Here is a 17,134-nt window from a genome sequence, read left to right as displayed (position 1 = left end):
TCGCCAGAGCGTCCGCTATCCATCCAGTTTGCATTTCTCAGGGAGGGTTCCCCATGTCCCGTCGCTCGCTTTCTCTCGCCACGCCGCGCCCGGTCTACAGCGTCGCGCTGCGTACGCTGCACTGGCTGAGCGCGCTGTGCATGTTCATCGTGATTCCGCTCGCCTGGTACATGACGTCGCTCGATCGCCACGATGCGGCGCGCATGACCTGGTTCACGCTGCACAAGTCGATCGGCCTCACCATTCTGGTGCTCACGCTGCTGCGTATCGTCACCCGCCTGGCGGGCCGCGTGCCGCCGCTGCCGGACGCGATTCCGGCGTTCGAGCGCGGGCTCGCGCATCTCGGCCACGGGCTGCTGTATGTGATCCTGCTCGGCATGCCGCTCAGCGGCTACCTGAATTCGTACGGCGGCGGCCATCCGGTGCAGTGGTTCTGGCTGTTCCAGGTGCCGGCGCTGGTGCCGCAGGACAAGGCGCTCGGCCATCTGGCCGGACAGGTGCACGGGCTGCTTGCCTACGCCGCTTATGTGCTGATCGCCGGGCACGTGCTCGCGGTGATCTATCACCAGCTGGTCCAGCGGGTCGACATCGTCGGGCGCATGACCGGCCGCGCAAGGGGCTGACGCGCGATGCCGACGCTCAGTGCGCTGTTCACCTATCCGGTCAAGTCGTGCGCCGGCGTCGCGCTGCGCGAGGCGGTGCTGACGCCGCACGGCCTCGAATACGACCGCCACTGGATGCTGGTCGACGCGCGCGGCCGGATGCTCACGCAGCGCAGCCACGGGCGCCTCGCGCAGATCCGCGCCGCACCCGGCGACACGGATCTGGTCGTCTCGGCCCCGGGCATGCCGCCGCTGCACACGCCGCTTGCGGTGGCGGACCTGGGCGAACCGGCCATCGTCGAGGCAACCGTCTGGGACGACACCGTGCGCGCATTCGATACCGGCGCGGCGAGCGCGGCGTGGTTCTCGCGCTTTCTCGGCCTGCCGGTGCGCCTCGTGCGTTTCGATCCGGCCGCGCAACGGATCGCGGATCCGTTCTGGACCGGCGAGATTCGCGCGCTCGCGCAGTTCTCCGATGGTTTTCCGCTGCTCGCGACGAGCAGCGCGTCGCTTGCGGAGCTGAACGCGCGGCTGGCGGCCAAGGGCGCGCCGCCGATTCCGATGAACCGCTTTCGCCCGAACCTCGTGATCGACGGGCTCGATCCCTACGAGGAGGATTACGTGGAGCGCCTGACGATGCGCGTCGACGGCGCGCCGGTCGCGCTGCGGCTCGTGAAGCCGTGCGCACGCTGCCCGATTCCGACGCTCGACCAGGACAGCGGCCTGCCGCACCCGGACTGGCCGCACGAACCGCTCGACACGCTGGCGACGTATCGCGCCGACGCGCGTGTCGGCGGCGGCATCACGTTCGGCCAGAACGCGGTGATCGAGACGGGCATCGGCGTGCGGCTCGCCTGCGGGCTACCGGTGGACGCGGAACTCGCGTTCGGCGACTGAGGCGGGCCTCGCGGGCGGGCCGGCACGTCGGCCCGCCGGCCCGCCGTTCGGCGTCTTCCGGTACAAGCGGGCCATGCCGTGCGGCGTGCGCCGCCGGCATGCATCAGTGCAGCAGCACGCGCACGATCAGCGCAAACAGCGCCTCGCTGATCCCGAGCCCGATCACCAGCACGGGCAGCGTCAGCACGATGACAAGCAGGGTCAGTCTGCCGCTGGACGCGCGGGGCTCGCCCGCAGGCACGGCGCCGTGCGCTGCATGATGGGCGCCGCCGTGTGGCGCGTGCGATTCGGCTGTTTTCATTGTGGTAATCCGTGTATCTCTGCGTGTCACTGTCTGTGATTGCCGGGAGGCGGGCGTCCGCGCGAGCGCCGCAGCCTGACCGCGCGCCCGGTTCTGCGGGCCCGCGTGCGGATGCGGACCGCCGGCGTGCGCCGGCACGCGCCCAACCCCTCATAGATAAGGCAGTTGCCTTAAACGTTCCTTAAACGCGAAGGGCGTGCGGCGGCGTGTCACATGCGGTAATCATCGCCGCGGCCTGAGAGGGCGATGCTTAAGACGACCTTAAGGCTGCACCGGTATCGTTCGTGGCGATCTGTTCGATCCGAACCGACACGTCCCGTCGCCCCGCGGCCCGCGCCAGGGGCGGCCTTTCGGGGCCCGGCGCCACGCCGGGCCTTTCTTTTCCGGGCGCGCCTCGAGGCGCGCCGACGGCCCCGGTCAGTGGCTGATCGCTTCGAGCGGCAGACCGCGCGTCGACGGTCCGAGCAGGATCATCGAGATGCCGATCAGCATCGAGATGCCGATGAACACCGCCACGCCGGGCACCCCGTAGCCGTGCAGCAGAATGCCGATGGCAAGGCCCGCGAACGCGGCCGAGATCCGGCTCCACGAGTAGACGAAGCCGATGGCGCGCGCACGGATGCGGGTCGGGAACAGCTCCGCCTGGTAGCCGTGGTACGCGTACGACATCACGTTCGACGCAAGCGTGAACAGCACGCCGAGCGCGATTAGCAGCGCCGGCTGCGAGGCCTGCGAGAACAGGGCAATCACGACGGCCATCACAAGCAGCCCGCAGCAGATCTGCGTCTTGCGCTCGAATTTGTCGGCAAACCAGACGCCGAGCAGCGGCCCGAACGGGTTCGCAATCGCGATCACGAACGCGTATTCGAGGCTCGCCGTCACGTGGATGCCGCGATGGATCAGCAGCGTCGGCACCCACGCGGCAAAACCGTAGAAGCCGATGACCTGCGCCATGTTGAAAATCGACATGATGATCGTGCGCCGGCGATAGCGCGGCCCGAAGATTTCGCCGTACGAGCCGGCGCCGGCCTGCTCGGCCTTGACCGGCTGCGGCGGCGGCAGCGCCTTGCCGGTCTCCGCCGCGACGCGGCGCTCGATATCGGCGACGATGCGCTCCGCTTCCTCGATGCGGCCGTGGCGCGCAAGCCAGCGCGGGCTTTCTGGAATCCGGCGGCGCAGAATCCAGACCACCACCGCGCCGATCGAGCCGATCAGGATCACGACGCGCCAGTACTCGAGGCCGAACGGATGCGAGCCTTTCAGCACGTAAGCGAGGAACGCGACCACCGGCACCACGCAGAACGTGATGAACTGGTTGACCGCGTACGCGCGTCCGCGCTCGCCGCCCGGAATCAGCTCGGAGATGTAGGTGTCGATCGTCACCAGCTCGACGCCGATGCCGATGCCGGCAATCAGCCGCCAGATGTCGAGCATGAACCCGGAAGTCTGGAAGGCCATGATCACGGTGCAGATCACGTACCAGATCAGCGACCAGGTGAACACCACCCGGCGCCCGAAGCGGTCCGCCACGAAGCCGAACGCGATGGTGCCGAGCCACAGTCCGGCGAAGGTCGCGAACACGAAGGTGCCGAAGCCGGCCACCGCGAGCGACTGCAGCCCGGCGAACCAGCCGAGCGACTCCGGCTTGAAGAGCCCGGACTCGACCATGCCCGGCGCGACGTAGCCGGTGAAGAACAGATCGTAGAACTCGAAGACCCCGCCGAGCGAGATCAGGATCACCATCGTCCAGACGGTGCGGGAGGGGGGGAGCCTGTCAAATCGGGCAGCAATTTCGGCCGCCTGTTGCGTGGACATGGATGCCTCTTGTTGTGAGCGTGTTGTAAGAGTGACCGGATACTGCATCGGGTGCTGGGACTGTCGCACGACGGCGCGACGCCCGGCAATGCGTGCGAATACCGAGAACGGAGGAGGCTGGGCGCGGGCGTCGGCGCAAGCCGACGGTGCTCGCAAGCAAAATGATAAAAATAGTAAAAGATTCGTAAAATCGAACGAATGTCTCAGATATGAATCGGATTTCATTTATACAATGCGGCCATAGCGACTCATGACCGCGTCGGACGCGCGGCATTGCGGCGCTTATTTTGGGGAGGCCAATCATGTCCACGCCAGTCCTGGAACACAAAGTCGATCCGCCTTGCTATCGCAGCGGCGCTGCGGCGCGCCTTGCGAGAATGCCCGTCACCACGCTGCGCATCTGGGAACGGCGCTACGGTGTCGTTTCACCACCGAAGACGCCCTCGGGTCAGCGGCTGTACTCCGCCGAGGACGTGCGCCGGCTGATCCTGCTGAAAAAACTCGTCGAGCGCGGCCATGCAATCGGTTCGATCGCGCGGCTCGACCTCGATCAGCTCGACCGGCTGAGCCTCACCTATAGCGAATCCGCGTTCGCCCGGCAGCCCGCCGACGGGCAGCACGAGGCCCGTATCGCGATCGTCGGCATGTCGCTCGCGCGGCGCCTGCGTGGCGAACTGCCGCAACTGCAGTCCGCGAGCCCGCCTCGCCTGACCGTGTTCGACGATCTGCACGACGCGCAGCAGCATCCGTTCAACGCGGACGCGTTGCTGATCTACGTGGCGTCGCTGCAGGACGACACGATGGAGTCCATCCTGGGGCTCGCGGAGCGCTGCCGCGCGCGGCTGGTGGCCGTCGTCTACGCGTTCGGCACCGAGCATTGCGTGGACGGCCTGCGGCATGCGGGCGTGCGGGTGCATCGCGAGCCGTTCGACAAGAACGACATGCTGCAGTTGCTGCGCGATCTGTCTTCGCACGGGCTGCGCGAGCGCGTCGACGAACCGTCGCGCGTGCCGCGCCGTTATTCGGATGATGCGCTTGCCACCATCGCGACCCGTTCCACGACGATCGTCTGCGAATGTCCGCGGCATCTGAGCGATCTCATCCGGCAGTTGTCCGCGTTCGAGCAGTACAGCGACGACTGCGAGTCGCGCACGCCCGCGGATGCCGCGCTGCACCGCTACCTCGGCGACGTTGCGAATCGCGCGCGCGCGATGGTCGAACTCGCGCTCGAACGGGTCGCGCGTGAAGAACAGTGGTCTACGGACGAGCGTTGAGCCGGACTCGCGCGACAGGGCAACGCCTGTCTTTCGCTTTGTCGCACAGAGGCGAGCACAGTCGGGCACACACTTTATTTGACAAAACGTTTTTAACGACTAGATTGAAATGGCTCTCTGGAACGTTCTCCACCGAACGTTAGCCCGCGTAACCTAGCGGGCTTTTTTTTGCGCGTGCGCCGCGCGCAAAACCCCGATGCAGCCTGATTGCAGCACCATCCCGCGATGCGCGGATCGAGCCGGCGGATCTGTCAATACACAGGAATACGAATAAAATTCGGACTTGAATTGTCTGCGGATTACGCTTTAAAAACAGCGCATGACCGTACACATTTAATTCCGCTTTAAATTTCCGATTAAATAGCGAGCAAAGCGAATCGGAATTGAGTTGAGGTTTTTTCTATGAATCGCCGTGCCGGTGAATTAATCTGAAACAGCGGAGAGGCCGGCATGTGGATTCCCCGGTCCTGATGGCGTCTTCGCTTTAGTGCGTGCAATGCGCGCATCCGACCGTGGTCATGGGTGCGCGCAGCTTTTTCCTCGCTTTTTTCTTTCTCTTGTCCGCCCCCGGCGTCAGTGAGCGCCGCATCGTCACACAATTGATCAGGATTCCGTAGCAATGATTTCGCCGTACGCTCCGGTTCGCTGACGAGCGGCTCGCCGCCGCGGCGGCGAGCCTACTCACTGACCCTGTTGCGGTTCCCGGTGTGCCGGCGGCTGACGCTCTTGCGACGGCGCCTGCGGATGCGGCTCGCCGTGCTGCGCCGGCGCATATTCGCGCCCGGGCTGTGACATCGGTTGAGGTGCGCGACCCGGCTGCTGCATCGGTTGGGGCGGGCGCCCCGGCTGTGCCATCGGCTGGGGCTGCGGCTGTTGCGGCATGGGCCGGCCTTGAGGCGGCATCGGCGCCGCCTGGAACGAGTGACCCTGCTGCATCTGCGGTGCCATCTGCGGTTGCGGCGCGTGCGGCGGCATGGCGCCGCGGGGCGGCGGCATCGGTTGTCCGTGGCCGGGCACCGGCGCATGGCCCGGTACATAGGGCCGCGGCGGCCCTTCATGACGCCAGCGCTCGCGCTCGCCGTACCACGGCTGGTTGCGGTAGAAGCGATCCCAGTACGTGTCGAGCGAGAACGCGATCACCGGTAGTCCGATCACCGCACCGTAGCTTTCGAGCGGCACGTAGCTGCCCTGGTACGGATAATTGAGCGTGATGCCCGGCAGCCAGCCGCGGAAGTCGTCGAGCACGACGTCGCACCAGTCGTAGGTGCTCACGCAATCCATCACCTCGACGGGCTCGTTCGGCGCGAGTCCGACGATGATCGGATAGCCGGTGCCGGGACCGGCCATCAGGTTGACCGGCTGGTTCGTATAGGCTTCGGCCTGCGCGCAGGCGACGCCAGGCAGCGCCGCGAGCGCTGCCGCGACCGCGAGAAAGCGGGGGGCGGCGCCGAAAAGCGGAATACGTCGATCGTCTTGCATGCGGGGGTGCAGGTTGCGCGCAATAGCCATGGGAGTGGGAGCGGCGCCTCGCGACGCGATGAGGAACAGACGAGCAGGTTAGCAGAACAGGGCCCCGACCGCACCCCATCCCGTATTGCAGTGCGATGCTGTGCGATGCCGGGGCGCGCGGCCATGCGGGTCTGCCGGGCCGGCAACCCGCGCAATCCCGCGAGGATAGCCCGGCGCCGGGCATGCCGTTTGCGGACGCATCGCACGCGCGCCTGCACACGGCCGGCGGCGCTTTCATCAGAGGACACCGCCATGCACATCGTGACCCAACTTGGCCCGCTGGCCGCGCTGATCGCGGGCATCCTGATTCTTGCCGTTCCCCGGCTGCTGAATCTGGTCGTCGCGCTCTACCTGATCATCATCGGTCTGGTCGGGCTGTTCGGCGATCATCTCCACTAGCGGCGCGCGTCTCAAGAAGTACCGCGCGCGGCCGATAATCCGTCCGTGCCGGCGCACCGCGCCGGCCGCACGCTCGCGCGCGCGAGCGTCACCCGTGTGGGCTTCACCCTGTCGCGACGGAGACACCGTGATTCGATCTGGCATGGCCGGCCTGCTGCTGGCTCTGGGCAGCCTCGGCGCCGCGCACGCGGCGGGGCCGGACTGCACGCGTCCCTACACGCTCGCGCTGCACGATCATGGGCTGCTGTATTCGGCCGCGACCGACAGCGGCATCGACAAGGACTTCGCCGACGAACTCGCGCGCCGCAGCGGCTGCCAGATCCGCGTGAGCCTGATGTCGCGCGCGCGCATCTGGGCGCTGATCCGCTCGGGGGCACTCGATTTCAGCCTGTCGGGCATCGCGAGCGACGAGCGCAACCGCTACGCCGATTTCGCGTGGTACTTCAGCGACCGCTACTTCCTGCTCGTGCGCACCGATTCGGGGGTCCGCACGGCGGCCGGCTTCGAGCGCGCCGCGCGCCTGCAGCTCGGCGTGATCCGCAGCTTCCGCTATAGCGCGTCGGCCAATCATCTGGTGGATACGCTCGCCGAGGACAACCGCGTCACCCAGGCGAGCGGTCTCGAACCGCTCTACGACGCGCTGGTCGCGCGACAGATCCAGGGGATGATCATCGAGCCGTTCGACTACCCGGCCATCGGGGCGAAGCGCATCCGCGACGTGACGACGGTCGTCCCGTTCGACGATCCCGCGGTGCCGCACGGACTCATCATGTCGAAGAAGGCGCTGTCGCCGGCGCAGCGCGCGCAATGGCGCGCGCTGGTCGACCAGATGCGCGCCGACGGCACCGTGCTGCGTCTCTTCGAGAAGTATTTCGACCCGGCGCTCGCCGCGTCGATGGTCGACTTCCAGGCCGCGCAGTGAGCCGGCCGCGCGCGGTTCTGCTGCCGTTCATCGTACTGTGCGGGGCGCTCGTGCTCACGTGGGTCGTCTGGGATCACGAACGGGCGGCCGCGCGGCGCGAACTCGTCACGCAGTTCGACTTCGCGCTTGGCGACGCGGTGAGCCGCGTCGAGCAGCGCATGGCGACCTACGAGCTGATGCTGCGCGGCGTGCAAAGCCTGTTCGACGCAACCGGCGGCATCGACCGCACGCGCTTTCGCGATTACGTGCAGACGCTCGACCTCGATGCGAATTTCTCCGGCATTCAGGCGATCGGCATTGTCGCGTGGCAGCCGGCGGCGCGCCCGCGCGGCGCAGCGGCGGCGCAGGCACCGGCCGACCGCGCGCCGATCGTGCAGCGCGAGCCGTCGATCGGCATCAATCTGCGCGCGGTCGGCTTCGACACATGGGCGAGCCCGGTGCGGCGGCGCGCGCTCGAAAGCGCGCGCGACACGGGGCTCGCGACGGTGTCCGGCAAGGTGCGGCTGGCGGTCGACGGCGGGCGCGATGCGCCGCCGGGCTTCGTGATGTATCTGCCGGTCTATGCGGCCGGCCTGCCGCACGCGCGCCCGGCCGACCGGCGCGCGCACCTCGCCGGCTGGGTCTACGCCTCGTTCCGGATGCGCGACGTGATCGCGAGCCTGTACGGCGAGCAGCCGCCGGGCCTCACGCTCGCGATCTACGACGGCATCGGCGCCGCGCCGCCGGCGCTGCTGTACAGCAGCGCGCCGTCGCCCGGCGCCCCGGGCGACGCGATCCTGCACGCGAACGAGTACCTCGTCGTCGGCGGTCACGACTGGACGCTCTCGTTGTCGGCCGACGACGTGTTCAAGGCCCGCTTCGGCCGCAACGCCGAGTGGCTGATCGCGAGCGCGGGCAGCGGTCTCGCGGTGCTGCTCGCGCTGCTCACGTGGCTGATGATGACCGGCCGGATGCGCGCGCAGCGTCTCGCCGGAAAAATGACGAAGGAGCTGCGTGCGAGCGAGGAGAAATTCCGTGCGATCGCGGACTGCACGGTGAACTGGGAAGTCTGGTGGGGACCGGACGGCAAGCCGCGCTGGATCAATCCGTCGGTGTACGGCTACCTCGGCTACAGCGTCGACGAGTGCATGGCGATGCCCGATCTCGCCCGCGCGCTGATTCACCCGGAGGACCAGGCGCGCGTGCTGCCCGCGCTGCACAAAGGGCAGCAGGGCGAGCGCGGCGACGACCTCGAATTTCGTTGTGTGCGCAAGGATGGCTCGGTGATCTGGCTGTCCGTGTCGTGGGTGCCGATCAACGACGCGAAGGGCGGCTTCATCGGCTTTCGCACGAGCGGGCGCGACATCACCGAGCGCAAGCAGGTCGAGGCCGAGTTGCGCATTGCCGCGATCGCGTTCGATTCGCTCGCGCCGATGATGGTCACCGACGCGCACGCGCGCATCCTGCGCGTGAACACGGCGTTCACGCGCTGTACCGGCTTCGCAGCCGCCGAGATCGTCGGGCTTACGCCGCGGGTGCTGAATGCCGGGCGGCATGACGTCGGATTCTTCCGCCAGATGTGGACGTCGATTCGCGAAACCGGCGGCTGGCAGGGCGAGATCTGGGACCGCCGCAAGAACGGCGAAATCTATCCGAAGTGGCTGACGATCTCGGCGGTGACCGGCGAGGACGGCGCGGTCAGCCATTACGTGAGCACGCACCAGGACATCACCGAGCGCAAGATCGCGGAGGACAAGATCCGCGAGCTCGCATTCTTCGATGCGCTCACGCATTTGCCGAACCGCCGGCTGCTGCTCGACCGCCTGACCCAGGCGACGATCGCGAGCGCCCGCAGCCATGCATGCGGTGCCGCGCTCTTCATCGATCTCGACCACTTCAAGACGCTCAACGACACGCTCGGCCACGACCACGGCGACCTGCTGCTGCAGCAGGTCGCGCAGCGTCTTGCGGCCTGCGTGCTCGACAGCGATACCGTCGCGCGGGTCGGCGGCGACGAATTCGTCGTCGTGCTCGGCAACCTGAGCGTGCATCGTCACGAGGCCGCGCGGCAGGCCGAGGTGCTCGGCGAGCGGATTCTGGCGGTGCTCGGCGCGCCGTATACGCTCGGCGACATTGCGTACCGCAGCACTGCGAGCATCGGCGCCACCGTGTTTTGCGGGCAGCAGGTCAGCACCGACGAACTGCTGAAGCAGGCCGATCTCGCGATGTACAAATCGAAAGAGCGCGGCCGCAACGCGATCTGTTTCTTCGACCCGGACATGCAGACCGTGGTGCTCGCGCGCGCCGCGCTCGAAGCGGCGCTGCGCGCGGCAATCGACGAAGACCAGTTCGTGCTGCACTACCAGGCGCAGGTCGAGCGGGGCCGCACGACCGGCGTCGAGGCGCTGGTGCGCTGGCAGCATCCGCAGCGCGGTCTCGTCGCGCCCGCCGAGTTCATTGCGCTCGCGGAGGAGACCGGCCTGATCGTCGCGCTCGGCAACCGCGTGCTCGAAGCCGCATGCGCGCAGCTCGCGCGCTGGGCCGAGCATCCCGCGCTCGCGCACCTGACGATGGCGGTCAACGTGAGTGCGCAGCAACTGCGCGATCCGGGCTTCGTCGGGCGCGTGCTCGCCACGCTCGCCGCGACGCGCGCGCGGCCCGAGCGGCTCAAGCTGGAGCTGACCGAGAGCGTGCTGGTCGACAACATGCAGGACATCGTCGGCAAGATGGGCGCGCTCAAGGCGCGCGGCGTGGAATTCGCGCTCGACGATTTCGGCGTCGGCTACTCGTCGCTGTCCTATCTGAAGCGGCTGCCGCTCGACCAGCTGAAGATCGACCGCTCGTTTGTGCGCGACGTGCTGGACGATCCGAACGACGCGGCGATCGCGCGCACGATCGTTGCGCTCGCACAGAGTCTGGGCCTCGGCGTGATCGCCGAAGGCGTGGAGAACGCCGCGCAGCGCGACTTTCTCGCGGCAGCCGGCTGTCACGCGTACCAGGGCTTTTACTTTTGCCGGCCGCTGCCGGCCGCGGCCTTCGAAGACGGCTTCGACGCGCTCGAAGCCCGTCTGTGCCCGGGCCTCTAGCGTCAGGGTTTGCCGGCGCCGAACGCCGCGACCGCGGCGCGAAAGCGCGCGCTGCCGTACACCGAGTCGATCAGGTCTTCGTCGTCGAGGCGCTGCTCCACGACGATGCGCCGCAAGCTTTCCTTGACCGCCTGCTGCGTCACAGGCGAGAGCGCGGCGAGCCGGCCCGCGAGGGCGCGCGCGGCATCCTGCAGCGCGTCGGACGCGTTCACGCTGTACACGTATCCGCACGACAGCGCTTCGCCGGCGTCGAGGTACTCGGCAAGCATCAGCATCTTCTTGACGCGCGGCACGCCGAAGGCAGCCTGGAGCCGCGCGAGATTGCGCGAGGACAGCGTGTTCGACAGCGTCTTCGCAATCGGCGCACCGAAGCGCGAGCGGTCGCTGCAGACGCGAAAATCGCATGCGGTTGCGAGCGCGAGTCCGCCGCCGACGGCCCAGCCGTCGATCACCGCGATAGTCGGCAGCGCGACGCGCTCGACCGCGTCGATCACGCGCTCCACCTGCGCCTCGTACGCGACGCCGTCGCGACCGCTGCGAAAGCCGTCGAAATAGCCGATGTCGGTGCCCGCGATGAACGACTTGCCGCCGGCGCCGCGCAGCAGGATGCAGCGCGCCGCCGGATCGCGCGCGCACTGCGCGAGCAGTGCGACGAGCGTCTCGTACATCGGGATCGTCATCGCGTTGTGGCGCTCGGGGCGATCGATCACGATCTCGGCAGCGCCGTCGGGATGCACGGTCAGCGTGACAGGATCGTTCATTCGGCGGCTCCGTCGAGTTCGGCGAAAATTTCGTCGTTGTGCTCGCCGAGCAGCGGCGGATGACGACGCACGACCTGCGGCGTGCCGAGCAGCTTGACCGGGAAGCCGATGTTCTTCACCTTGCCTTCGATCGGGTGATCGATCTCCATGCACATGCCGCGGTGCGCGGCGTGCTCGCTGCCGAACGCTTCGGGGTACGACAGGATCGGCCCCGCCGGGATGCCGGCCGCAAGCAGTGCGTCGACCCACTCGGCGCTGTCGCGCTGCGCGAATGCCTGTTCGAGCGTTTCGATCAGTGCTTCGCGGTGCTTGAGCCGCAGCGACACGCTTGCATAATCAGGATGACTGATGAGATCGGTACGTTCGAGCAGCGTGCACAGTTTCGACCACAGCTTCTGGTTCGTCGCGCCCATCACGAAGTAGCCGTCGCGCGCCTTGACCGCCTGGTACGGCGCGCTCATCCGGTTGCTGGTGCCGAGCGGCGCGGGCGGCACGCCGGTGCCCCAGTACTCCGACATGTCCCAGATCGAGAAGGCCATCGCGGAATCGAACAGCGACGCGTCGATGTGCTGGCCCTCGCCGGTTTTTTGCGCGCCGATGTACGCGGACAGCAGCCCGTAGACGGCGAACAGTGCGCAACCGATGTCGGCGACCGGCACGCCCGCTTTCACGGGCTTGCCGCCCTTGTAGCCGGTCACGCTCATCACGCCCGACATGGCCTGGGCCATCAGGTCGAAGCCGGGCCGCGACGCCCACGGACCGCTCTGGCCGAAACCGGAGATGCTCACATAGACGATCTTCGGGTTGATCGCATGAATCGCCGGATAGTCGATGCGCAAGCGCTGCACGACGCCCGGCCGGTAGTTCTCGACGATCACGTCCGCCGTCCTGGCGAGCGCGTAGAAACGCTCGCGTCCCTCGTCGGTTTTCAGGTCGAGCGTGACGGAGCGCTTGTTGCGGTTCATGTTCAGAAAGCCCATGCTGTCCGGGCCTTTCATCTTGAAGCCCATCGCCCCGCGGGTCTGGTCGCCCTCGGGCGGCTCGACCTTGATCACGTCGGCGCCCAGATCGGCGAGCAGCATGCAGGCGAACGGACCGGCCATCACCTGGCTCACGTCCAGCACGCGTATGCCTTGCAGCGGGAGTTGCTTCGGTTGCGTCATGTCGGAATTCCTCGGTCAAAAACAGGCAAGGCGGTATGCGCGTCGACGCGCTGCGATGCGTCGCTGCACACGCGATGCGGCGGGAAAACGGCTGGCCGTACTGTCGCCTGGCGGCGATGCCCCCGCAAGGATGCGGCCGGCATGGCTGGTTTCGCGGCTCGCGAAACCGGCGGCGGGAAACGGGGGGAAAGGGGGGAAAGGGGGGACGGTCAGGAAACGGCGAGGAAACAGTGCGAGTGCAGCGGGAAAATGGCAGCAAAGCGGTGGGGAAGCAGCGGCGAAGCAGAAAGAAAGCAGCAAGAAAGTGGCAAGAAAGCAGCAAGAAAGCAGAGCGCGCGAGCCGCGCCGCGAACGCCGTCAGCCGGCGTGGTTCAGCAGTTCGGTGACGACGTTGTGCAGCGTCTGCTGCTGCGCGTGGCCCTCGTTGCGCGACAGCACGTAGCTGCGCTGATGCCAGTCGCCGAGCAGCGGCGCCGACGCGAGCGCGGCCTCGGGGCGGACGCTGCGCAGCACGTCCGGCGGCATCAGGCCGACACCCAGCCCGTGGCGCACCATCGCGAGCATCGTGTCGAAGCCGCTTACGGTGAGGTTGTCCGGAAACAGCCGGCCGCGGCTGCGGTATGCGCGCTGCAGCGCGGCCAGCACCGCCGAGCCCTTGCCGAGACTGACGATCGGCAGCGCGAGCACGTCGTCGAGCGCAAGCGGGCGGTCCTCGAACTGAAAATGCGCGCGGCTGTAGACGAGCACGAGCTGGTCCTCGCGGTACGCCCACTGTTCGAGATCGAGAAAGCCGCTCTTTTTCTCGTAGATGCCGACGTCGATCACGCGTTCGCGCAGCAGTTGCTGGACGATGCGGCTGTTCTCCTCGACGATCTTCAGCGTGATGCCCGGGTACTTGCGCTGGATCGCGGAGATTTCCCGCGCGAGGAACTGGATCACGACCGACTTTGGCGCGCCGATGATGATGCGTCCGTCCAGCCCGTGCGTGAGCGCGCGCGCATCGCCTTCGAGACGGTCGATCAGGTTGTCGATCTGGCGCACGTACTGCAGCAGCTTCGCGCCCGCGCTGGTGACCTCGACGCCGTGCGGCACGCGCTTGAAGAGCTTCGCGCCGAGCTGCTGTTCGAGGTCCGTCACGCGCCGCGAGGCCGCGGCGACCGCGAGATTCAGGCGGTCGGCCGCGCGCGAGATGCTGCCTTCCTCGACGATCGCGAGGACGAGGTGCACGGTGGTGGTATCGAGCTTCACGGGATGGCGGTCTCCTCGCCGATGCCGCCAGGGCGGCTAATGCAGCTAAGCAGCGATGCAGCTAAGCAGCCAATGCAGCGACTGTGCCCGGGGTTGCGCCGCGCGCGGCAGCCCCGTCAGCGGCCCGCCCCGCGCGCCGCGCGTCCGATGGCGGCCGGCGCGGCAGGGGGGGTGTCGATGCGGCGGAACACCAGCGACGACGCCAGCGTGATCGCGCCCACCCCGATGAAGCTTAACCGGAAGCCCATGGCCGGCGAGCCGAGCTGCGCGGCGAACACGTTCACGAGGCCGCCGCCGATCGATACGCCGAGGCCCATCGCGAGCATCTGCACCATCGAGAACAGGCTGTTGCCGCTGCCGGCGTCCGCGTGCGTCAGGTCTTTCAGCGTGACGCTGTTCATCGCCGCGAACTGCATCGAATTGGCTGCGCCGAATACCGCGAGCACCACGATCGCGACGTACACCGGGGTGCCGCGCGAGATCGATGCAAACGCAACGATCGCGCCGCCGACGATCAGCGTATTGACGAGCAGGAACGCACTGTAGCCGAACCGGCGCACGAGCGGCGCGATCCAGCGCTTGGCGAGCGTGCCGGCGAGCGCGGCGGGCAGCATCATCAGGCCCGAGCGCAGCGGCGAATAGCCGAGCACGAGCTGCAGCAGCAGCGGCACCAGAAACGGCACCGCGCTCGACCCGACGCGGCACACGAGATTGCCGACCAGGCCGAGGCTGAAGGTGCGGTCGCGAAACAGCGCGAGCCGGAACAGCGGGTTTTCGCGCGCGGCCGCATACGGCACGTAGGCCCCGGCACTGGCGAAGGCGAGCGCGAAGAGCGCGGCCGACCAGATCACGCGATGCGTGGCGAACGGCGTGTCGACCGCGAGCGAGAATGCGATCATGCACAGCGACAGCAGTGCGCAGCCGGCGAGGTCGAACGGCGGCGTGCCGCTCGTCGCGCCGCGCGGCAGGAAGCGGTACACCATCACGAGCCCGACTGCGCCGATCGGCACGTTGATCAGGAAGATCCAGTGCCACGTGAGCGCTTCGACGAACCAGCCGCCGAGCGTCGGACCGACGATCGGGCCGATCTGGCCGGCGACCGAGATCATCGCGAGCGCGGAGACGTACTGCTCGCCGGAGACGCTGCGCAGCACCGCGAGGCGGCCGATCGGCAACAGCATCGAGCCGCCGATGCCTTGCAGCACGCGGGCGATCACCAGTTGTTCGAGCGAGTGCGCGCACGCGCAGCACAGCGAGCCGAGCACGAAGATCAGGATGGCGGTGAAGTAGACGCGGCGGGTGCCGAAGCGGTCGGCGAGCCAGCCGGAGGCGGGCGTGAGCATCGCCATGGTCAGCGTGTAGGCGACGATCACCGGCTGCATCGCGAGCGCCGGGACGTGCAGGCCGTGCGCGATCGACGGCAGCGCGGTGTTGACGATCGTCGTGTCGAGCGCCTGCATGAAAAAGCCGGCCGCGACGATCCAGAGTAGCGCGGTGTGGCTGGAGTCCTGATTCATCTGGCAGTTCTTTCGCGAAACGCGCGCGTTCGCATAGGGTATGAAAGGCATCGTCATGATATTGACATGCAGGTCAATCGGGAACCCCACCAGGAACGTTGACTGCTATCGGCTCTGCCGATAACAATAGCGGATGCTCAATCCCGTCTGGCTCAAGACCTTCGCCACTGTCGCGCACTGCCGCAGCTTCACCGAGGCGGGGCGGCAGCTCGCGCTCACGCAGTCGAGCGTGAGCGAGCACGTGCGCCGCCTCGAACAGGAAGTCGGGCGGCGCCTGTTCGTGCGCGACACGCATTCGCTGGCCATGACGCCCGACGGCGAGGCGATGCTCGCGCATGCGAGCGTGATCCTGCAGGCGCTCACGCACGCCGAGTCGCAGTTTCGCGCGCCGCGCCTGAAAGGGCGCGTGCGCCTCGGCTCGTCGGACGACGTCGCGCTCGGCCCGCTGCCCGCCGTGCTCGCGGCGTTTCGCGACGCGCATCCGGATGTCGAGCTGGAAATCACGATCGGCATGACCGGCAAGCTCTACGAGCTGCTCGAAGCCGGCGCAATCGACCTGCTGGTCGGCAAGCGACGGCTCGGCGACCGGCGCGGCGTACCGCTCTTCACCAGCCGCCTCGAATGGCTCGCGCGCGCGGGCACGCGCGTGGACCTGAGCCAGCCGCTGCCGCTCATTCTCGTCGCGGAGCCGAGCGTCACGCGCGCGGTCGTGCTCGACGCGCTCGCGGAGGCCGGGTTTCGCTGGCAACTGGTGTGCACGAGCAGCAGCCACTCGGGCTGCATCGCGGCGGCGCGCGGCGGGCTCGGCATCACGGTGCGCCCGCAGTATCTGGCGGCGCGCGGGCTGGCGCCGCCGGTCAATCATACGAGCCTGCCGGCGCTGCCGCAGGTGGAGTTCATCACGCTCGGCGCGCGGCGCCTGAGCCGTCCGGCCGGCACGCTGCTGCAACTGCTGAACGACAGCGACCTGCGCGGCTCGTGGCTCGGCGAGTAGCGCGTCAGCGCGCGGCGTCCGGACGCGTGTTGCGCTCGATCGCGAGCAGGATCAGCAGCAGCGTCAGCATCCCGATCAGCAGCACCAGCACGCCCGCCGACACCAGATAGCGCTCGTCGCGCGCGGCCGCGCGCGCCTGTTCGTCCTGCGCTTCGTTCAGGCGGTCGATCTTCATGCGCGCGTATTCGGTCATTGCCGCGGCCACGTAGCGCTGCCGGTTGTCCCATTCCCACGACTGCGCATGCTGCATCGCGAGAGCGACGACCACCGACAGCTCGTTCAGGAAGCCCTGGCGCTCCGTCGTCGGCACGTTGCCGAGCCACGCGTTGAGCACCGGCTGGCTGTCGTCGTCGGCGAGCAGCGCGCCCTTGAGCGCCTGCGGGATCACGAGACCCTCGGCGTTGGGCACTTTCAGGCCGGAATCGGGCGCATTCGACAGCAGATCGTTAGCCGTTTCCGTGCCGGGAATCTTCGCGAGCACCTCGGTGGCCTCGACGGTCGGGTTGACGTGCGCGGTCGGCACACGCGTGCCGCCCGCGATCTCCGCGATGTCGATGACCACCACCGCCAGCGACGCGACCAGCAGCGTCATGCAGACGATTCTCACCGCGCCCAGAAAGAAGCGCTTTTCCCGCGGCTGACTCATGTTGTTCGTGGCTCCCCTGAC

General features: G+C 67.8%; 15 protein-coding genes. 7 read left to right on the top strand and 8 right to left on the bottom strand.

Annotation, left to right across the window (positions count from 1 at the left end):
• The first annotated feature begins 53 nt into the window (after window positions 1-53).
• Together AC3AP7_RS08400 and AC3AP7_RS08395 are read left to right on the top strand one after the other, a co-directional pair.
• Window positions 54-623: a cytochrome b gene (locus AC3AP7_RS08400; protein WP_475764048.1), complete on the top strand. Its 570-nt coding sequence runs from the start codon at window positions 54-56 to the stop codon at window positions 621-623.
• 6 nt (window positions 624-629) lie between these two features.
• A complete protein-coding gene (locus AC3AP7_RS08395; protein ID WP_475764050.1) occupies window positions 630-1,499 on the top strand; it encodes an MOSC domain-containing protein in 870 nt (289 codons plus the stop codon).
• A 103-nt stretch (window positions 1,500-1,602) separates the two neighbouring features.
• On the opposite strand, the gene AC3AP7_RS08390 is transcribed toward AC3AP7_RS08395, so the two are convergent.
• Both AC3AP7_RS08390 and AC3AP7_RS08385 read right to left on the bottom strand, forming a co-directional pair.
• The gene (locus AC3AP7_RS08390; RefSeq protein WP_475764051.1) at window positions 1,603-1,800 is read right to left on the bottom strand and encodes a hypothetical protein; all 198 of its coding nucleotides are present in this window, start codon (window positions 1,798-1,800) and stop codon (window positions 1,603-1,605) included.
• A 417-nt stretch (window positions 1,801-2,217) separates the two neighbouring features.
• Window positions 2,218-3,615, bottom strand: coding sequence for an MFS transporter (locus AC3AP7_RS08385; RefSeq protein ID WP_475764053.1), 1,398 nt, complete (start codon window positions 3,613-3,615; stop codon window positions 2,218-2,220).
• Between the two features lie 302 nt (window positions 3,616-3,917).
• Here AC3AP7_RS08385 and AC3AP7_RS08380 point away from each other — a divergent pair, with 302 nt between their 5' ends.
• Entirely contained in the window at window positions 3,918-4,889 is a 972-nt protein-coding gene (locus AC3AP7_RS08380) for a MerR family transcriptional regulator (RefSeq protein ID WP_475764055.1), read from the top strand.
• Between the two features lie 681 nt (window positions 4,890-5,570).
• Here the strand turns inward: AC3AP7_RS08380 and AC3AP7_RS08375 are convergent.
• Complete coding sequence (locus tag AC3AP7_RS08375; protein WP_475764057.1) at window positions 5,571-6,368, bottom strand: SH3 domain-containing protein; 798 nt, start codon at window positions 6,366-6,368, stop codon at window positions 5,571-5,573.
• Between the two features lie 282 nt (window positions 6,369-6,650).
• Between AC3AP7_RS08375 and AC3AP7_RS08370 the strand changes: the two genes are divergently transcribed.
• From AC3AP7_RS08370 to AC3AP7_RS08360, 3 genes are all read left to right on the top strand, one after another.
• The gene (locus tag AC3AP7_RS08370; protein ID WP_475764059.1) at window positions 6,651-6,797 is read left to right on the top strand and encodes a DUF3096 domain-containing protein; all 147 of its coding nucleotides are present in this window, start codon (window positions 6,651-6,653) and stop codon (window positions 6,795-6,797) included.
• A 142-nt stretch (window positions 6,798-6,939) separates the two neighbouring features.
• A complete protein-coding gene (locus AC3AP7_RS08365) occupies window positions 6,940-7,719 on the top strand; it encodes a substrate-binding periplasmic protein (RefSeq protein WP_475768018.1) in 780 nt (259 codons plus the stop codon).
• Window positions 7,716-10,784, top strand: coding sequence for a bifunctional diguanylate cyclase/phosphodiesterase (locus AC3AP7_RS08360; protein ID WP_475764061.1), 3,069 nt, complete (start codon window positions 7,716-7,718; stop codon window positions 10,782-10,784). Before AC3AP7_RS08365 ends, AC3AP7_RS08360 begins: the two co-directional genes overlap by 4 nt.
• 2 nt (window positions 10,785-10,786) lie before the next feature.
• On the opposite strand, the gene AC3AP7_RS08355 is transcribed toward AC3AP7_RS08360, so the two are convergent.
• From AC3AP7_RS08355 to AC3AP7_RS08340, 4 genes are all read right to left on the bottom strand, one after another.
• On the bottom strand, window positions 10,787-11,545 hold the full coding sequence (locus AC3AP7_RS08355; protein WP_475764062.1) for an enoyl-CoA hydratase: 759 nt from the start codon (window positions 11,543-11,545) through the stop codon (window positions 10,787-10,789).
• A complete protein-coding gene (locus AC3AP7_RS08350; RefSeq protein WP_475764064.1) occupies window positions 11,542-12,708 on the bottom strand; it encodes a CaiB/BaiF CoA transferase family protein in 1,167 nt (388 codons plus the stop codon). Before AC3AP7_RS08350 ends, AC3AP7_RS08355 begins: the two co-directional genes overlap by 4 nt.
• A 357-nt stretch (window positions 12,709-13,065) precedes the next feature.
• Window positions 13,066-13,956 carry a LysR family transcriptional regulator gene (locus AC3AP7_RS08345; RefSeq protein ID WP_475764066.1) on the bottom strand — a complete coding sequence of 297 codons (891 nt, stop codon included), beginning with the start codon at window positions 13,954-13,956 and terminating at the stop codon, window positions 13,066-13,068.
• Between the two features lie 116 nt (window positions 13,957-14,072).
• Window positions 14,073-15,473, bottom strand: coding sequence for a DHA2 family efflux MFS transporter permease subunit (locus AC3AP7_RS08340; protein WP_475764068.1), 1,401 nt, complete (start codon window positions 15,471-15,473; stop codon window positions 14,073-14,075).
• A 133-nt stretch (window positions 15,474-15,606) separates the two neighbouring features.
• On the opposite strand from AC3AP7_RS08340, the gene AC3AP7_RS08335 reads away from it, so the two are divergent.
• The gene (locus AC3AP7_RS08335) at window positions 15,607-16,467 is read left to right on the top strand and encodes a LysR family transcriptional regulator (RefSeq protein WP_475764070.1); all 861 of its coding nucleotides are present in this window, start codon (window positions 15,607-15,609) and stop codon (window positions 16,465-16,467) included.
• Window positions 16,468-16,471: 4 nt separating this feature from the next.
• Here the strand turns inward: AC3AP7_RS08335 and AC3AP7_RS08330 are convergent, their stop codons facing one another.
• Window positions 16,472-17,113, bottom strand: coding sequence for a hypothetical protein (locus AC3AP7_RS08330; protein ID WP_475764072.1), 642 nt, complete (start codon window positions 17,111-17,113; stop codon window positions 16,472-16,474).
• Window positions 17,114-17,134 lie beyond the last annotated feature (21 nt).

It is taken from the genome of Paraburkholderia sp. PAMB 6770 (assembly GCF_057748135.1).
This window is presented reverse-complemented; position numbering and strand designations above follow the sequence as displayed.

Excerpts from the sequence above, each read along its gene's own strand:
- AC3AP7_RS08400 (WP_475764048.1), top strand. The coding sequence starts at position 54 with ATGTCCCGTCGCTCGCTTTCTCTCGCCACGCCGCGCCCGGTCTACAGC.
- AC3AP7_RS08395 (WP_475764050.1), top strand. The coding sequence starts at position 630 with ATGCCGACGCTCAGTGCGCTGTTCACCTATCCGGTCAAGTCGTGCGCC.
- AC3AP7_RS08390 (WP_475764051.1), bottom strand. The coding sequence starts at position 1,800 with ATGAAAACAGCCGAATCGCACGCGCCACACGGCGGCGCCCATCATGCA.
- AC3AP7_RS08385 (WP_475764053.1), bottom strand. The coding sequence starts at position 3,615 with ATGTCCACGCAACAGGCGGCCGAAATTGCTGCCCGATTTGACAGGCTC.
- AC3AP7_RS08380 (WP_475764055.1), top strand. The coding sequence starts at position 3,918 with ATGTCCACGCCAGTCCTGGAACACAAAGTCGATCCGCCTTGCTATCGC.
- AC3AP7_RS08375 (WP_475764057.1), bottom strand. The coding sequence starts at position 6,368 with ATGCAAGACGATCGACGTATTCCGCTTTTCGGCGCCGCCCCCCGCTTT.
- AC3AP7_RS08370 (WP_475764059.1), top strand. The coding sequence starts at position 6,651 with ATGCACATCGTGACCCAACTTGGCCCGCTGGCCGCGCTGATCGCGGGC.
- AC3AP7_RS08365 (WP_475768018.1), top strand. The coding sequence starts at position 6,940 with ATGGCCGGCCTGCTGCTGGCTCTGGGCAGCCTCGGCGCCGCGCACGCG.
- AC3AP7_RS08355 (WP_475764062.1), bottom strand. The coding sequence starts at position 11,545 with ATGAACGATCCTGTCACGCTGACCGTGCATCCCGACGGCGCTGCCGAG.
- AC3AP7_RS08350 (WP_475764064.1), bottom strand. The coding sequence starts at position 12,708 with ATGACGCAACCGAAGCAACTCCCGCTGCAAGGCATACGCGTGCTGGAC.
- AC3AP7_RS08340 (WP_475764068.1), bottom strand. The coding sequence starts at position 15,473 with ATGAATCAGGACTCCAGCCACACCGCGCTACTCTGGATCGTCGCGGCC.
- AC3AP7_RS08335 (WP_475764070.1), top strand. The coding sequence starts at position 15,607 with ATGCTCAATCCCGTCTGGCTCAAGACCTTCGCCACTGTCGCGCACTGC.
- AC3AP7_RS08330 (WP_475764072.1), bottom strand. The coding sequence starts at position 17,113 with ATGAGTCAGCCGCGGGAAAAGCGCTTCTTTCTGGGCGCGGTGAGAATC.